At 43.3% G+C, this 18430-nt stretch carries 13 protein-coding genes; 12 read left to right on the forward strand and 1 reads right to left on the reverse strand.

Translation table 11 applies throughout. The features are described from left to right. Positions 1-76: 76 nt before the first annotated feature. The 7 genes from hemB to ACTQ9S_RS12555 all read left to right on the forward strand — a co-directional run bounded on the left by hemB (position 77) and on the right by ACTQ9S_RS12555 (position 9174). Positions 77-1084 (forward strand): porphobilinogen synthase, encoded by a 1008-nt coding sequence (hemB, locus tag ACTQ9S_RS12525; RefSeq protein ID WP_440455105.1) that lies wholly within the window; start codon positions 77-79, stop codon positions 1082-1084. A gap of 313 nt (positions 1085-1397) precedes the next feature. Then, entirely contained in the window at positions 1398-3431 is a 2034-nt protein-coding gene (locus ACTQ9S_RS12530) for a UvrD-helicase domain-containing protein (RefSeq protein WP_068034729.1), read from the forward strand. 142 nt (positions 3432-3573) lie between these two features. Then, on the forward strand, positions 3574-4977 hold the full coding sequence (mgtE, locus tag ACTQ9S_RS12535) for a magnesium transporter (protein WP_068034727.1): 1404 nt from the start codon (positions 3574-3576) through the stop codon (positions 4975-4977). Positions 4978-5142: 165 nt separating this feature from the next. After that, positions 5143-5607, forward strand: a complete 465-nt coding sequence (gene dut, locus ACTQ9S_RS12540; protein WP_350657478.1) for a dUTP diphosphatase — start codon at positions 5143-5145, stop codon at positions 5605-5607. A gap of 261 nt (positions 5608-5868) precedes the next feature. Beyond that, on the forward strand, positions 5869-7866 hold the full coding sequence (locus ACTQ9S_RS12545; protein ID WP_440455106.1) for a phosphomannomutase: 1998 nt from the start codon (positions 5869-5871) through the stop codon (positions 7864-7866). Positions 7867-8013: 147 nt separating this feature from the next. Continuing rightward, on the forward strand, positions 8014-8925 hold the full coding sequence (gene argB / locus ACTQ9S_RS12550; RefSeq protein ID WP_068034720.1) for an acetylglutamate kinase: 912 nt from the start codon (positions 8014-8016) through the stop codon (positions 8923-8925). A 15-nt stretch (positions 8926-8940) separates the two neighbouring features. Next, positions 8941-9174 (forward strand): hypothetical protein, encoded by a 234-nt coding sequence (locus tag ACTQ9S_RS12555; RefSeq protein WP_068034718.1) that lies wholly within the window; start codon positions 8941-8943, stop codon positions 9172-9174. A 223-nt stretch (positions 9175-9397) separates the two neighbouring features. Here ACTQ9S_RS12555 and ACTQ9S_RS12560 read toward each other — a convergent pair whose 3' ends face one another. Continuing rightward, complete coding sequence (locus tag ACTQ9S_RS12560; protein ID WP_440455107.1) at positions 9398-9790, reverse strand: Spx/MgsR family RNA polymerase-binding regulatory protein; 393 nt, start codon at positions 9788-9790, stop codon at positions 9398-9400. Positions 9791-10001: 211 nt separating this feature from the next. On the opposite strand from ACTQ9S_RS12560, the gene leuS reads away from it, so the two are divergent. The 5 genes from leuS (at position 10002) to ACTQ9S_RS12585 (ending at position 18416) form a co-directional block, all read left to right on the forward strand. Continuing rightward, positions 10002-12740 carry a leucine--tRNA ligase gene (gene leuS / locus ACTQ9S_RS12565; RefSeq protein ID WP_440455108.1) on the forward strand — a complete coding sequence of 913 codons (2739 nt, stop codon included), beginning with the start codon at positions 10002-10004 and terminating at the stop codon, positions 12738-12740. A gap of 53 nt (positions 12741-12793) precedes the next feature. Next, on the forward strand, positions 12794-13483 hold the full coding sequence (locus ACTQ9S_RS12570; protein WP_440455109.1) for an LPS-assembly lipoprotein LptE: 690 nt from the start codon (positions 12794-12796) through the stop codon (positions 13481-13483). 60 nt (positions 13484-13543) lie between these two features. Next, positions 13544-14641 (forward strand): DNA polymerase III subunit delta, encoded by a 1098-nt coding sequence (gene holA, locus ACTQ9S_RS12575; RefSeq protein ID WP_440455110.1) that lies wholly within the window; start codon positions 13544-13546, stop codon positions 14639-14641. A gap of 262 nt (positions 14642-14903) precedes the next feature. Beyond that, on the forward strand, positions 14904-16232 hold the full coding sequence (locus tag ACTQ9S_RS12580; protein ID WP_440455111.1) for an efflux RND transporter periplasmic adaptor subunit: 1329 nt from the start codon (positions 14904-14906) through the stop codon (positions 16230-16232). A gap of 234 nt (positions 16233-16466) precedes the next feature. Continuing rightward, positions 16467-18416 (forward strand): MacB family efflux pump subunit, encoded by a 1950-nt coding sequence (locus ACTQ9S_RS12585; RefSeq protein ID WP_440455127.1) that lies wholly within the window; start codon positions 16467-16469, stop codon positions 18414-18416. Positions 18417-18430 lie beyond the last annotated feature (14 nt).

Here is an 18430-nt window from a genome sequence, read left to right on the forward strand (position 1 = left end):
AAATTTGATAAAGCTAAGTTTACTGAAACCATAGCTGTTGAAACAATCATTATTGAAAATATAATAAGGAACGATTATGTCTTATACCTTTAACCGCCAATACCCTGAAACTCGTTTGCGCCGCTTACGCTACAACGATAATGTACGGGCAATGATTCGCGAAGTTGAGCTACATCCCAAGCATTTTATTGCGCCAGTATTCGTACTAGAAGGTGAAAATCAACGTGAGGCTATTGCTAGTATGCCGGGTGTCGAACGCTTATCAATTGATTTGCTCATTAATTATGCGAAAGAATTATTAGCGGAGGGTGTTACGACTATTGATATCTTTCCTGTCATTGATAACTCCCTAAAAACACCAGATGGTAAAGCGGCCTATGACGCAAATGGTCTTACTGCGCGTGCAGTAGCCGCGGTAAAAGACGCCGTACCAGAAATGGTCGTTATGACAGATGTGGCTTTAGACCCTTATACCTCACATGGTCAAGACGGTTTGCTTGATGACAGCGGCTATGTTATCAATGATGCAACCATCGAAGTGTTGGTCAAACAAGCGCTAGTTCACGCTCGCGCTGGGGCCGATATCATCTCCCCTAGCGATATGATGGACGGGCGTATTAAAGCCATGCGTGATGCCTTTGAAGCAGAAGGCTTTGTGAATACGGCTATCATGGCCTACTCTGCAAAATACGCCTCTGCTTATTATGGCCCATTCCGTGATGCAGTCGGTAGTGCAGGTAACTTAAAAGGTGGCCATAAAAAGCAATATCAGATGGATTTTGGTAACCGCGCGGAAGCTTTGCACGAAGTTGCCATGGATATCAATGAAGGCGCAGATATGGTTATGATTAAACCGGGTCAGCCCTACCTTGATCTGATTCGGGAAGTCAAAAACACCTTTGGCGTACCGACGTTTGCCTATCAAGTCTCTGGTGAATACGCTATGCATATGGCGGCCATTCAAAACGGCTGGCTCAGTGACGCGGTTATTCTAGAGTCGCTAATTGGTTTCCGCCGAGCCGGTGCTGATGGTATCTTGACTTATTTTGCATTGGAAGCAGCACGTCAGTTGAATAATGCTTAATATTGTCTTAGTTATCTAAATCTTTCTTGTCGCGTCTATAGCTCTATGTCTGTGGGCGCGATTTTATTGCTGCAATTAATATCTTCTTCGCTACAACTATAAGGTAGTTAGGTTTTAAGGATAATACGCTTTAACGCTTTATCCATCTCCTCCCAAAAAGCCACGCTTTTGCTTTATAATAACCCACCTGATTTTCATGGCGTCTCAACGCTAACCTCTACATTTTATTGCCGTTATTGCGCCCGCTGCCTCGTTTTTTTGCTAGGGCACATCAGCGCCTACCCTTTTTTGCTTTTGTCTTACAGGTCACGTTATGAGTCAACTTAATCCCAAACAACAAGAAGCTATGCTCTACGTATCCGGCCCATTGCTCGTGCTAGCAGGTGCCGGCTCCGGTAAGACTTCGGTTATTACGCGCAAAATTGCATACCTTATTGAAGAATGCAACATGCCAGCCGAACGCATCACAGCGGTGACCTTTACCAATAAAGCCGCCCGTGAGATGAAAGCTCGGGTAAGTAAACTGCTGCCTAGTGAAAAGACGCGTGGACTGACAGTATCGACCTTTCACCAATTTGGCTTACAGTTTTTACGTTATGAGTTGATTCATACGCCTCTAAAGGGCAACTTCTCTATCATGGACAGCGATGACAGTAAGCGCCTGCTCATGGAGCTTATGATGCGCGACAATTTAAGCGGCGCTGAAAGTCGCGAGCTGGTTGGTAAAGCCATCAAATTTATCTCTGACTGGAAGAACGATCTAATTGATCCTGACAAGGCGATGGAAACCTTAGACGATCCAGAAGATATGATTTTTGCCACCCTATATGCATTATATGAGCGTAATTTGCGCGCTTATAATGCGGTTGATTTTGATGATCTAATTGTACTGCCGACTAAAATATTACGTGAAAATAGGGAGCTGCGTGATAAATGGCAAAACCGTATTCGCTATCTATTGGTCGATGAATATCAAGATACCAATACTGCACAGTATGAGATGATTAAATATCTGGTAGGACCGCAAGGGCGCTTTACTGTCGTTGGTGATGATGACCAATCTATCTATGCATGGCGCGGTGCCAAGCCTGAAAACATGGCGCTGCTCAAAGAAGATTTCCCTAAGCTTAAAATCGTTATGCTTGAACAAAACTATCGTTCGACCACGCGTATTTTGACTTCTGCCAACGCAGTCATTACCAACAATGAGCATTTATTTGAAAAAAAGCTGTGGTCAGATAAAGGTCAAGGCGAAAAAATCCGTATTATCAACTGCCGTAATGACGATGATGAGTCCGAGCGCGTGGCAAAAGAGATTGTCACTCATAAATTACGCTTTGGTAATGAGTGGGAGCAGTACGCTGTTCTTTATCGCAGTAACTTTCAGGCGCGGATGTTAGAAGCACAGTTACGTCAGCTGCAAGTTCCTTATAAATTATCCGGCGGTCAGTCGTTCTTCGCCCGTAGTGAAATTAAAGACATCATGGGTTATCTGCGTCTTATCCTAAACCCTGAAGATGACAGCGCATTTTTGCGTATTATCAATACGCCCAAACGCGGCATGGGACCTGCGACCCTCGAAAAACTTGGTCTGTTTTCGCAAGAGCATAGCATATCGTTATTAGCCTCTTGTACTCACGCCGGTCTTGCTCATGTCTTGCCGTCTAAGGCTTATGGGACGATAAAAGAGTTTGGTGAATTCATCGAGCATTATACTCGTGAGCTGGATCAACATCCTGATCCTGTGCCAATCGTACGCCAAATGATCGATGAAACTGGTTATATTGACTTTGTACGCAGTGATGCCAAAACGCCGCAACAAGAAAAGAATCGTATCGATAATATCGACATGCTTTACACCAGCATTCAGTCTTTAATTAATCGTGCCGAAGAAGATGAAGATCGGACAATTGATACCATCATTCGTAAGCTCGTTTTGCTCGATATGCTTGAGCAGCAGCAAGAAGAAGAAAATACTAACAAAGTAAACTTGATGACCTTGCATGCGGCAAAAGGCTTGGAGTTTGATTTTGTGTATATCATGGGGCTTGAGGAAGAGATGCTACCGCATCGCAACTCTATCATGAGTGAGACAGTCGAAGAAGAACGCCGTTTGATGTATGTGGGTATTACCCGTGCTCGTCGCGAGCTGACACTGACTTTAGCTACCCAGCGTCGTGCTGGCGGTCAGATGCGTGTCACCTCAGAGTCAAGATTCTTAGATGAGTTGCCTGAGGATCATATTGACTGGCCAGCCAAAGCGAAAAAGAAAAAAGCCACTAAAGACCCGGAAGCAGTCGCTGATGAATACTTGGCTAATATTCGTGCATTGCTTGGTAATCGCTAACACTGGCTTTAACGTTTATTTTTAATATTAACTATGCTTATAGTTAAAGGTCTGCCAATAGCGTTTAATGTTTGTTTATTAATAAGCATTGGCTGGCATTTTTATTACTTTTATCATTTATTTTTGATTTTTTGGAACGCCTATGCCCGCCCCTACGCCCAATTCAGAACAACCAGCCAAACCGCAGGCAGAATATAATCCGTTAGAATATAACGCTGAATATAAACTGTTATATTTGCAAGGTTTGGTGGCTGATAATGCGTATGCAGCGATTACTGAATTCTTAGCGCAGCAGTCTGAGTATGAAATTGCTAACCTACTGGAATCGTTCCCCAATCAAGATCGACAAATTATCTGGGCACAAGTTCCTGACCATCTCAAAGGTGAAGTTCTTGCTGAGCTAGAGGTTGATACGCGTCAACCATTAATGGAAAACATCTCCTCAAAAGAGATCTCATTATTTACCCAAGATCTCGATGCGCAAGACATCTCAGAGATTTTAGAGACGGTTACTGAGACCGTGCGTACCTCAGTAATGGCAACTTTGGACGAAGACGTTCGCATTCAGGTGAACAAACTCGATACCTATGCAGATTGGGAAGTTGGCAGCTATATGGATCCTGATACTATTCAGGTTCAAGATGATATTAGTTTGGGACAAGTGCAAGAGTGGCTACGAGAAAACGAGGATCTGCTTGATGATCAAAGCCAAGAGTTATTAGTGGTCGATCAAAGTCAGCAGTTATTAGGGCTGTTAAGTCTGGTTGATCTGATTAAACATAATCAAAAATCACTGGTTTCAAGCTTTACAGACAACGCCATTACTATCAACGACCGTTTAGATATTCAAGATGCCGCGGCGATTTTTCGTTCGGAAGATATTCGCTTTGCACCTGTTATCAATAGCCATGGCGAGCTGGTTGGGCAGTTAAATGGTGAAGATATCATGGAAATTATCCAAGATGATGTCGATAGCACCATGAAAAACCTTGCTGGTGTTAGTCAAGATGAGGAACTATTTGCGCCTATCTTGACCAGTGCCAAAAGTCGTAGCATCTGGCTAGGAATTAACTTATGTACTGCACTACTCGCCGCTGCAGTTATTGGACAGTTTGAAGCGGTACTTGCAAAAGTAGTAGCGCTGGCGATACTCATGCCAGTAGTGGCAAGTATGGGCGGTATAGCTGGCTCGCAGACGCTAACCATTGTCATTCGCGGTATGGCCATGGGTCAAATCGGTGGTTCCAACCGTTTATGGCTTTTTAATAAAGAGTTATGGGTTGGAGCAATAAATGGACTTATTTGGGCAATTATCATGGCGATTATTGCACAAATGTGGTTTCATGATGTTAAGATTAGTGCAGTGATTGGCTTTGCTATCGCCATTAATATGACTGCTGCCAATGTATCCGGCATTAGTATTCCGCTGATGCTTAAGCGCATGAATATCGATCCTGCGCTATCAGCCTCAGTTATTCTGACGACAGTGACTGATATTGTCGGCTTTATGTCATTTTTAGGGCTGGCAAGTGTGTTGCTGCTGTAGTTGTTACTCTTTGCAAGGTGCGAGCAAAAATTTCAGTCCAAAATTACAACGTGACAGAGAGTAGTTGTTCTCTATAATCGCTATCTGTTTATAAATGGCTATTAATATTAGCCTTACAAATACAATAGTATGATGAAAATTACAAAAAACTTAAGTGAGTGTGTTATGCAAGCTGTACAAGTCAAAATCATAAATCCAAAAATTGGTACGCATCCTGACTTTCCAATGCCAACGCGTGCAACAGATGGATCAGCAGGTATCGATTTACGCGCTTGCCTTGATGAGCCTTTGACCATCAAAGCCGGTGCGACGCATTTGGTAGGTACTGGCTTAGCGGTCTATATTCAAGACCCTAATTATGCCGGAATGATTTTGCCGCGTTCAGGACTCGGTCATAAGCATGGCATTGTATTGGGCAACTTGGTGGGTCTTATCGATGCAGACTATCAAGGTGAGCTGATGGTCAGTGTTTGGAATCGTAGCACTGAAGACTTCGTACTTAATCCTGCTGAGCGTATGGCACAGTATATTGTAGTACCAGTTGCCCGCCCAGAATTCGAAGTGGTGTCAGATTTTAGTGATGAAAGTCTTCGCGGCGCAGGTGGCTTTGGGCATTCAGGTCGTCATTAAACTTACAATACTTAAAATAAAACGTTTAAATTAAAATAGATATAGTCGATTCAATAAAAAGAATACAGTGCTACTGGGATGAACTTTGCGCAGCCTCTGTGTAAACAGCATGCAAGGAAAATTTATACCAGTAGCATGCCAAAATTTTGTACCTTTTTTATTTTGAACTGACTATATAACGTTTAAATATATACAGCGGCGGTGTACTTTTAACTAGGTTCACCATCTTACTATTAATAGGGATATAAGGAGTTTGTAGTCATGACGACTTTTGCCGCACAGCTCCCCCTATTTCGTGCTTACGATATTCGCGGGGCGCGCCAGTATTTTACTACTGAATTTATAGCGGCATTGGGTGAGGTTTTCGCGCAGCTATATAAAGCGCAAGTTTTTCGTTCAAAAAGTAGTCATCTAGAATGCAATCACTCAAAAAACAACCATTTAGAAAACTGCAATACAAAAAACATTCACGCAGCGGAAAAGCATTCAGCGCGCAAACATCATCAAATCAATAAAGCGAATCCTCAAGCCAACTTTCAAACTAATACTGTGGTCATAGGTTATGATGTGCGCTGTGATAGCGATACCATAGCTCACATGCTTGCCAGCAGTTTAAGTCAGCATGGATTAACGGTTATCCAGTTGGGGCTTATCACGACTCCAATGATGGCATTTTGGGCGCAGCAATATGATGGGCATGGCATTATAGTCACCGCCAGCCATTCTGAAAAGAACATCCTAGGGATAAAGTGGCTGGTAAATAATGCCTCCCCTAGTGACGCTGACATTCAAGTAATTCACCAAAGCCTAACGAGTGATAATTCCTCAAATGACTCTAGCTTTCAACATAACAAAAATAACCAGCAAGACAACAAATTTCAAGTAAATACATCTAGTGCCTGTAATGCAAATATTCTTGCCAGCAACCTTATCAGCTTGCCTACTAATACTGTCGCCTCCACTTATATAAGTGCTATCGAGCAAGTATTTGCTCGTATCGAAAAACAAACTAATCAATCCCCCTCTCATAATCGTGGTACTGCAACCAAACTGGACTTAAAGATCGTTCTTGATTGCCTAAATGGTGCAACCAGTAGGATTGCTCAACCTTTATTTGAACGCTTTTGTAAGCAAGTTATTGTGCTTAATGATATTCCTGACGGTAATTTTCCAACAGGTAATCCAGATCCTACTGAGCCTAACCGTCTGGCAGAGCTTCAGCAAACTGTTATTATCAATGAGGCAGATATAGGTCTGGCCTTTGATGGTGACGGTGATAGATTGATGATCGTTGATAATAGCGGTAAGGTCGTCACCCCTGATCATTTGCTGTATTTATTAGCACGAGTGGCAATCATAGAACGTCCTACGCTCAACAAAAAATCAAACGCCCCGCAGGTACTGTTTGATGTAAAGTGCTCTCATCATTTGCCACGCTTACTTGATCAGCTCGATGCGATACCAGTGATGAGTAAAACGGGTAGTAGCTTACTGCGCCAACAGCTCCAGTCTCATAATAGCCAAGCTATATTTGCCGGTGAATTATCAGGGCACTTTATCTTTAACGACGACTATTTTATTGTTTATGATGACGCTATGTATGCTGGACTGCGCTTGCTACACTGGCTGGCATCGACCGTTGTCAAATCTGACATTACCGCACTACGAGGTATCGTTACTAAGACCTCTACCCGCAATCTGCCTCCAAATTATGATGAATGGGGCGCGCCTAGAAGAGCAACCCTGCCGTATCGGCTGACTGATATTACGCAACATTTACCAAAGCTTGTGAGTACTGCTGACAACTACTTACCACTGTCGGACGATGCTTCTAATCATTGTTCAATCGTAAAGCATCTGACTACGTTTTGTCATTATCTACAGCACTTGGTTGAAGAAACTAACGTTGAGTCTTCTGTTATGGATGCAGCGACCTTACAAACAGACATTATAAAAACAAAGGGTTTAATGACCTTGCCATCATGTCGTTGCTTCGATAATGTACAGCAGATAACCTCCACACAGGCTAAACAGCTCTTACCAAAAGGCACGCTGTTATCTTTTATCGATGGTGTACGTTTAGACTTTGCTCATGGCTTCGGTGTACTGCGTCAATCAAATACCAGTCATAGCCTTACAGTACGTTTCGCAGGAGACAATTTGGTCGACATGAAAGACGTGCAAGCGCGCTTTGTGACATTGTGTCAGGCCTTTGATACACAAATAGCTGAGCAAATTGCCGCTATTTCTGCTGAGTAAAAGCAGCAACAGCAACGAATAATCATTCAAAACAATATTTATTTAACAATAGCTTTAAATATAAATTCTTTGCCATTACTGGCATAAAAATTAGTATAAAAATGCGTGGGTAACGACCGTTTTATAATTGTATTTTAGGAGAGTATGATGTCGCTTAATTTAGATGATGCAAAAAACACCGCTGAAGTGTTGACCACGGCGCTGCCTTATATTCAACGCTTCGTCGGTAAATTGATTGTCGTCAAATACGGTGGTAACGCGATGACCGATCCTGCACTTGAAAGCTCATTTGCACGTGATATCGTACTTCTAAAGACTGTCGGCCTACATCCAGTAGTCGTCCATGGCGGCGGTCCACAAGTCGATAATTTGTTAAAAGAGCTTGGTCGCCAGTCTGATCGTATTGACGGTATGCGCGTGACAGATAAGCGCACCATGGATATCGTTGAAATGGTACTTGGTGGCAGTGTTAACAAATCTATCGTTAGCCTTATTAATAAGCATGGTGGCAGCGCTATTGGACTGACTGGTAAAGATGCCAATCTCATCCAAGCTAAAAAACTACTAGTAGAAAAAATCGGTGAAGACGGTATTGCGGTACCTGTAGACTTAGGCTATGTCGGCGATGTGGTCAGCGTCAATAAAGATGTGATTAATATGCTTATTGCTTCTAACTTCATCCCCGTCATTGCACCGCTTGGGGTCGATGAAGAAGGTAATACTTATAACATCAATGCAGATTTGGTTGCGGGTAAGGTTGCAGAGTTTTTACAAGCGGAAAAACTGATGCTGCTGACCAATATTAAAGGGGTACTAGGTCGTGACGGTGAAGTAGTCACTGGCTTAACGCCACAGAAAGTCGATAGCTTAATTGAAGATGGTACGATTTCAGGCGGTATGATTCCTAAGATTCAATGTGCGCTTGATGCAGTACGTAGCGGCGTGAAAAGTGCAGTTATCGTTGATGGTCGCGTCCCGCATGCCACGCTATTAGAGATTTTCACCAACGAAGGTGTCGGCACGTTAATTAGTCGTGATTTGGGTTCATCGATGAGCTGAGACTAGGAGCAAGTAATGGCATTGTGGCTATGGTGTCTGCTTTTTATTTTAGAGAGTCTATATTGCTGGTGGATAATTGGTTACGGCGGCGCAAAATGGATAGAAGGTTGGAAATCGTTTTTTCTTATTGAATGGTTTGCACTTGACTGGAATGCTGAACAGATTCGGATGTATGTGCTAATTATTTGGGTAGCTAGCCTAATCTGGTTTATCTTGGGGGTTATAAAACCTGAACTTAGATTATTCTAAGCTCAGGTTTTGCTACCTCTTTTTACCTAAAAATGCTAATTTCTTAATAAGCGCAAAACTCTACGGAGCTATGACTGCTATTACCATACACTTTCATGCGGTGATTACCTTTACGCTCAGTAAAGTACGAGGTCTCATTGTCATAACGGTCACCATCTAAACGACCATTTGGCCCTGAGACATAAGCAACATTAATGCGATCATCACCTTTAGAATAGCCTTTTTATGAAAAAGTCATGTCAAACGTTTCTTCATCAAAGCCGCAAAGCAATATCGGTCGACCTTTATTTTTATCTGCCAGCTTACCTTCTAAGATTGGACGTTTAATCATGCTGGTATTTTCTACTAGCAATTCAATAGCCTTGTCTACATTGGTATCAGCTGCTTGCTTTTGCTCATCATCTAATTTGCGCCATGTCGTCCCGCGCTTATTCAATACTTTATCAATACCAAGCGCATCTACCCAACGCTGGACGCTTTGTTTATCAATACCTTTTTTATCAGCACCTTGCTTTTTATAATCGTGAAAATCATAGCTTACATTCAGCTCATCAAGCTTAGTAAATGATTTTTTCATCGTGCTACAAGATTTGATACCGTAAATAGTGATGGTCATTGGAACTCCAAGTTAATTATCGTTATTCTCTTTATTATACCCAAGACTGGCTAGTTGTAGACCGCAACCTTAGCTATAATCAGTTTTTAAACGCCAAACATATCACGCAAGCAAACCATCATATCATCGCAATTTTCACCAAATTACGCTATGCTATGGCATTGTAAAATTTCACCTATTTTTATCTGTATTAACCAATTCCGAGCCGACTATGAGCAACGCCGTGACAGCAGACCAATCTAATACTAACAATGCTAATGCCAACGCTAATAACGTTAATAATATTGCTACTGACAGCACCCAATATCAGCCGCAGCTGATTGAAGCAGCGCAGCAAGCCAAGTGGGCGAGCGACAAGCGCTTTGAAGTAAGTAATGAGCCAAGTGATAAGCCAAGTCGCTATATGCTGTCTATGTTCCCTTACCCAAGTGGTAAGCTACATATGGGTCACGTGCGTAACTATACGATCTCTGATGTATTAAGCCGCTATTATCGCCTAAAAGGCTATGAAGTCATGCAGCCAATGGGCTGGGATGGTTTTGGCTTGCCAGCTGAAAACGCAGCGATTGCCAACCAGACCCCACCTGCCGAATGGACGTTTGCCAATATCGATAACATGCGCGCGCAGCTCAAATTGCTTGGTTTATCCATTGATTGGTCACGTGAATTTGCTACCTGTAGCCCTGAGTATTATCAATGGGAGCAGTGGTTATTTTTACAGTTATACAAAAAGGGTTTGGTTTATAAGAAGCTTGCTACCGTCAACTGGGATCCGATTGATAATACCGTTTTAGCCAATGAGCAAGTCATCGATGGTAAAGGCTGGCGTAGCGGTGCTGCGGTCGAAAAACGCGACATCCCAATGTATTACTTTAACATCACCGATTATGCTGATGAGTTGCTTGATGATTTAGATCAGTTAGAAGGTCATTGGCCATCTGAAGTACTAACCATGCAGCGCAATTGGATCGGTCGTAGTGCAGGTATGGAAGTGCATTTTCCTTATGAGCTTGCTGGGGAAGACAACACTTTAGACGTGTTCACTACTCGCCCTGATACCTTAATGGGCGTCACTTATGTAGCGGTCGCCGCTGAACATCCGCTAGCGCAATACGCTGCTGAACATAGTGAAGCAATTGCTGAATTTTGTGCACTTTGTAAAAAAGGCTCAGTTGCTGAAGCCGATCTAGCAAAAGCTGAAAAAATCGGTATGGATACTGGGCTAACCGTTACCCATCCATTAACAGGCGAAAAAGTATCTGTTTGGGTTGCTAACTACGTATTAATGAGCTATGGCTCAGGTGCGGTCATGGCAGTGCCAGCGCATGATGAGCGCGACTACGAGTTTGCTATTAAATACAACTTACCTATCAAGCAAGTTATCAAGTCCCCTGATGGTTATGCTGAGTCCGTTATCGCCGAAGCCAAAACAGATGGTTCTGAGCCAAACCTTGCTTATACTGAGCGCAATACCCTAGTCAATTCAGATGAATTTGACGGTATGGATTTTGAGCAAGCGTTTGAAGCAATGCTAGTGAAGCTTGAACCGCAAGGTCTCGCTAATAAAAAGATTCAGTATCGCCTGCGTGATTGGGGTGTATCTCGCCAGCGCTATTGGGGCTGCCCTATTCCAATGGTCAACTGTGAGCATTGCGGCACGGTACCTGTTGAAGAGCAAGATTTACCAGTCGTCTTACCGACTGATGTCGTACCTGATGGACGTGGTAATCCACTTAAAAATATTCCAGAATTTGTTAATACTACTTGCCCTAAGTGTGGTAACCCTGCTGAGCGTGAAACCGATACCTTTGATACTTTCGTTGAATCAAGCTGGTACTATGCGCGCTTTGCTAGCCCGAACGACTCGCAAAACATGGTCAATAAGTCTGCTGCTAACAAATGGTTGCCTGTCGATCAATACGTCGGCGGTGTAGAGCACGCCGTTATGCATCTGCTTTATGCACGCTTCTTCCACAAGCTAATGCGCGATGAGTCACTGGTATCAGGCGATGAGCCGTTTGCAAACCTTATGACCCAAGGTATGGTACTTGCTGGCACTTTCTATCGCGTTAATGCTGATGGTAGTACAACTTATTACTTCACTGAAGACATTGATATTGATTATAACGAGCGCGGACAACCGATTAAAGCTATCCTAAAATCAGATGGACAGCCTGTAACAATTGGCAAAATTGAAAAAATGTCTAAGTCAAAAAATAACGGTGTTGATCCGCAGATAACCATTGATAAATACGGTGCTGATACGGTTCGTCTATACACGCTATTTACCGCTCCTGCTGATCAAACACTAGAATGGTCAGATGATGCACTAAAAGGTCCTTATAACTTCGTTAAAAAAGTGTGGCGTATTGCGACTGAGCACATGCAAGCACTCACTGCAGCGAACTTAGACCTTGATACGCTAAACAAAGAAGCCCTCAATATTGACGGCTTAAGCAAAGCTGCCAAAGATTTGCGCCGTAAGACTCATTCAACGATAGCCAAGATTGATAGTGACTTGGGTGATCGTTTAGCATTAAATACACCAGTATCAAGCCTTATGGAGCTTGCCAACGAACTTGCTAGCTTCAGTGCCAATAGTGAGCAAGATCTGCAAGTACAGCATGAAGCACTGATTGATTTGCTTATCATGTTATCAGTATATGCACCGCACGTCGGTGAGCACTTACTTGAGCAGCTAGGGCTTGATACAGTAACACTAAACTATCCAGTGGTTGACGAAAGTGCCCTTGTGCAGGATATGATCACGATGGTGGTGCAGGTCAATGGTAAAATGCGCGGTAAGATGGATGTAGCCCCTAACAGCGATCCAGAGCAGCTAAAAGTACAAGCACGGACAATGGAAAGTGTGGCAAAATTCCTTACCGGTGAGATTAAAAAAGAGATCGTCGTGCCTAATAAACTGGTTAATATTGTGGTTGCAGGCTAAACCTTTTAACACTTAGTGCTTTAAGCCTTTTTATCAAAATAAGGATAGCGATTATGTTAGATAAGCATCAAGCTGTGCAGTCACATCAAGAGAAATCAAGCAGACAAAAACTAGCGAAAGTACTACTCGCTACTTTGCCAATGCTTACGGTGCTTAGTGCGACAGCAGGTCTTAGTGGTTGCGGGTTTCAGCTACGTGGTTATGATACACCAATGCTTTTTGATATTGCCAAAACAGCGGTAATTATTGAAGACAATCGCACTGCATTTCCACTCAAGTTGCCATTAACACGACGCTTAGAAGCTTTAGGTCTCGACGTAATCGATAACATGACCTTGGCTGACATCGCTAACAACAGCAACAATGTGGGCGCTGACCCCATTGCTGCTATTACGGTAAATAACATACGCTTTAAACGTTATGAATTAGTCGGTGTATTAACAGAGATTCGTTTAGTATTATCAGCAGATGTTAGCTACCAAACCATAGAGAATAGCAAACCTGTGACGCTAAGCAATCCTATTCAAGTTGAGCGCAGCTATCAATATAATGAGGCATCTGTCAGTACCGATGATCAGCAAGGCAATCAGATTCGTGACTGGCTTTATGATACTTTAGCGCGCCGTATTACTGATCAATACGTCGCTATTTCTCTGCCTAAAGTTGCGCCTGCTAGTGCCAATAAGTCTTCTCAAACGCTTAAAAGTCCAGAGAAGACCGCTGTAATTGTGCCAAGCTCTTAACGCTTATTATTAGCATCTTTTGGTGTTATTTTAATTCTAAAAGGTTATAGCTCAATAGTTATGCAAGATACCTTTATACAGGCTTACCCAAAATTACTACAACCTTCAGTTGCAGTGGCAGGCTTGTGGCTGGCACATGGTGATGAGCCGTTACTGAGTCAATGGCTTATCGATGCCATGCGCCCACATTGGCGCGCGCAAAACTATGCCATCAAGCGTATCGAGCTGATATCGGTGAAAAGCTGGCAAGAAGTATTGTCGGAGCTGGGTAGCCAGTCTTTATTTGACGATGCAAGTGCGCTCATCGTGACTGGCAACCATAAGCCAGATAAGGGAGTTATCGCTGAGCTAGAACGCTTCGCTCAGGACGCGCAAACAGGTGCACATAGTCATAGTTTATTATGGTTAACATCCAAACAAGACAAGCGTGCCCAAAGCAGTAAATGGTTTACACCGTTTGCTCAATATGGTCACGTTATTGATTGCAACTTATACAACGAACAACAACGTCAACAGCTATTGCAAATACAAGCTCAACAGTTTGGCTTAAAGCTGTCTCAAGAGGCTTGGCAACTGCTTATGTCACATACTGAGCACCATCTGTTAAGTGCCTATCAAACACTGTGGCGACTCTCTTATCTGTTTGCGCCACAACTAATGGCGAATGGTGATGATGCCAGTCAAGAGCATGGTACATCTGCAAAGCTTGCTACAAATTCTTCAAAGCCTGCTACCAATGTCGCCTTGGATATAAAAGATTTACAAGCCGCCTTAGTCAGTGATGCCCAATTTAGCGTGTTTGATTTATCGGATGCAATGCTTGCTGGTAATAGTCCACAAGTGGCAAAAATCATCTTTCAGCTTAAAGCCACTGATGAGCCAACGACCTTAGTGCTCTGGGCGATTAGCAAGGACATGCGTCAGATTATGCAATTGATGGATGGACAAGACCCACAAGCTCTTGGCATATGGCGCAGCAAACAAGGCTTATATCAACAAGCTTGCCGCCGTCAGTCAAAAGCCTATACTGCCGAATGGCCTGCCCTGCTTTATCGCTGTGACCAAGCGATCAAAGGACTGGTTCGTCAGCCAGCTTGGGAATTACTGTTGCAAGCAGCGTTAGAGCTATCAGGGCGAAGGTTGTTCGCTATGCAATAAGTATTAGAAATATGTTTTACCCGCTCTCTATAATCATTATTGTAAAACCAATTAAATCAACAATCACTACCATTAGCCTTCTTATTTTCGACTGATCCTTATATAGCCCACTCTAGATAATCTATACTCAGGCTAAACTTACCTTCCACACTCTTGTTTTTTCAAAACCCCCTTAACCTTTCTTAAACTAATTGCCATTCCCTTTTACCTATGAAGTCTCTACTATACATACACTTGAGTTCACTGTGATTGGATTGTTGTTATGCGTAAAATGAGCAAAAAGTCTGCTATTAAATGGGGTGTCATTGTCCTGATTGTCGTAGCGTTGTCGGCGTTAGCTTACACTACTCTAAAACCAGAAGAAGAAAAACCCAACTATCTGACAGCGACTGCTGAGATTGGTGATATCGAAAACAATGTCATGGCCTCAGGGAAAGTCAAAGCCCTCAATACCGTTGATGTCGGTGCACAGGTATCTGGTGAAGTAAAACGTCTCTACGTTGAGGTTGGTGATGAAGTACAAGAAGGCGATCTTATTGCTCAAATCGATCAAGTAACTCAAAATAATAACTTAAGCAATGAGCAAGCTAGCCTTGAGCAAAGTGAGGCCGCATTACAAAGTGCACGCGCAGAAGCATTAAGCCGTCAAGCTGGTCTAAAAAGTGCCTATGCTGATCTTGCCAGCCGCCAGTCTGAGCTTAAGCAAGCACAGTCAGACTTTGCACGTTTGCAAGACTTAGTCGCTATCGATGCGATTTCGCAGCAAGAGTATGACACTCAAGCGACTAGCGTTGAAACAGCAAAAGCCGCGGTTGCTAATGCGCGCGCTGCTATAGATACTGCTAAGGCTGCTATTGCCACTACGCAGGCTAATATTAATGGCCAACAGGCAGCATTACGTAAAGCGCAAACTAATGTAAGTACGGCAGAGGAAGATCTCAATTATACCACCATCCGTGCACCTATATCAGGCACCGTCGTTTCTATTACTACCGAGCAAGGGACGACTGTTAATGCCAATCAAACCGCACCGACACTGGTCACTTTAGCGGATTTATCAACGGTTCGTATCAATGCACAAATCTCTGAGGCCGATGTTATCAATGTTGAAGCTGGTATGCCCGCCTATTTCAATATCATTGGTAATCCGGACCAGCAATATGATGCAGTGCTGACTGCTATTGAACCAGCACCTGAGAAAATTAGTGAGACCAGTTCAACGGACTCTGCTATCTATTATGTGGGCTACGTGGAAGTGCCAAACCTTGACAGATTGTTTCGCATTGATATGACGGCGCAAATTTATATTGTTATCGACCAAGCCAAAGACGCGTTGCTCGTACCATCAGCTGCAGTGCAAGAAAAACCATCTAAAAATAAAGCCGATAAAAAAGCTAAAACCAGTAAATTCATACGCGTATTAAATAACGATGAAACAGTAGAAGAACGCGCAGTAACTGTAGGGATTGATAACCGAGTAAATGCACAAATTCTAAGTGGTCTAAAAGAAGGTGAACAAGTCATTATCAGTGAAGGTAGTGCCAAAGGTTCTGGTAGCGGTCGTATGCGTGGCGGCCCACCAGGAATGTAACTTGCTCTTTGTATATGTTGGTTGCAATGGGGCTTAAGCACGATAGCCCTACTGCAGCGACGTTCATCACCTTTGATTAAAGACATTGCTATGACTATATCTCAATCTTCTAAACCATCGTCTAACAGTGAAGCAAGCCAAGGCTTAGAGCAACAATCGTCTGCCAACAGTGCTAACGCCACTAGAAAACCTGACTCACAGAATCATACTCAATCGGCAGCTGATAAGCCTATCATGCAACTGTCGGGTATTATTCGAGAGTTTCCTGCAGGTGAACAAACCATTCGCGTCTTGCACGATATCAATTTAACCATTAATCAAGGCGAAATGGTCGCTATCATCGGGCAATCTGGCTCTGGCAAGTCCACCTTGATGAATATCTTAGGCTGCCTCGATCAAGCAACAGCTGGTGAATATAAAATCTATGGTAAGTCAGCACGTAAGTTAGACGCTGATGAGCTTGCCAAGCTACGCCGTGAGCACTTTGGCTTTATCTTTCAGCGCTATCATTTGCTTGGTGATATCAGTGCAAGAGACAATGTTGCTGTCCCTGCCGTATATGCTGGCATGGATACGGAAGCTCGGATTAACCGTGCCGAAAAGTTACTTACCGACTTAGGGCTTGGGGATAAAGTCGGTAATCGCCCCAATCAGCTTTCAGGCGGACAACAACAACGTGTCTCTGTCGCTAGGGCCTTGATGAATGGTGGTGATATCATCTTAGCCGATGAGCCAACTGGTGCGCTTGATAGTAAGTCTGGCGAAGATGTGATGGCAATATTACACGACCTAAATGCAAAAGGTCATACCATCATCATGGTTACTCATGACCCAAACCTTGCTGCACAAGCTGAACGAGTAATTGAGCTCAAAGACGGCTATGTCATTGCTAATTATAAAAATGACAATTATCAGCAAACTGATGCTAAACCCGAACCCATTTTAGACAATCACCGCAAAAGCGCGTTTGCTAGTTTTATTGATCGTCTGTTCGAAGCATTTAAGATGTCTTTGCTTGCTATGCGAGCCCATAAGATGCGCACCTTGCTAACCATGCTGGGTATTATTATCGGTATTGCTGCTGTCGTCTCTATTGTAGGTCTTGGTCAAGGCTCCCAGCAGCAGATTCTTGCCAATATCAGCTCACTGGGTACTAACACCATTACCGTTAGTGATGGTTACCCTAGGGGCGATCCAAGACGTCGTTACAATGATGACAACCTGACCCCAGAGGATGCACAAGCGGTTGGTAATCAGCCCTATATTACCAGTGTTAGTCCGCAGGTTAATGCCAACTCCAGTGTTCGCTATCGCAACATACAAGAGGAATCTACCGTCAATGGTGTCGGTAAAGACTACCTACAAGTCACTGGTGAGACCTTAGCACTCGGCCAAGGTTTCGACGAGCAAAGTATTAACTTGCGTAGCCAAGATATCATTATAGATGACAATACCAAGCAAACCTTTTTTGCAGATAATGACAATCCTATTGGCGAGGTAATATTAATTGGCAGCGTTCCAGGGCGAATCATTGGTGTGCTTGAAGAAAATGATGGCGGTTTTGGCGCAGATCTTACTACGCCTACCATATACATGCCTTATACCACCGTAATGTCACGTATTAGAGGCAGTACCAATATCGATCGATTTGTGGCCTTGGTAAGTGATGATGTCTCCTCCAGTGTGGCTGAGTCTGCAATCTCTGACTTAATAGAGAGCCGTCATGGTGAAGAGGATTTCCAAATTCGCAACTCAGACTCTATACGTCAAACTATCGAGTCAACAACAGGCGCTTTGACGCTACTAATCTCATCAGTTGCCGTTATCTCACTGATAGTTGGCGGTATTGGCGTGATGAATATTATGTTGGTATCAGTTACCGAGCGTACCAACGAGATTGGGGTGCGTATGGCAGTTGGTGCGCGTCAAAATGACATTATGCAACAGTTTTTGATTGAGGCTGTGTTGGTCTGTATTTTAGGTGGTCTACTGGGTATTGGGTTGGCATTCGCCATTGGTGGATTAATCAACCGTGTTGGCGGCGATAGCTTCAAAGTTATTTACTCGCCAACTTCTATTATTGCTGCTTTTGTTTGCTCAACGCTGATTGGGGTTGTTTTCGGATTTTTGCCAGCACGAAATGCCGCCAAACTTGATCCCGTTGAAGCACTTTCTAGAGATTAGCTAATGATTTATGA

It is taken from the genome of Psychrobacter sp. ASPA161_9 (assembly GCF_051970275.1).
GTDB lineage: Bacteria > Pseudomonadota > Gammaproteobacteria > Pseudomonadales > Moraxellaceae > Psychrobacter.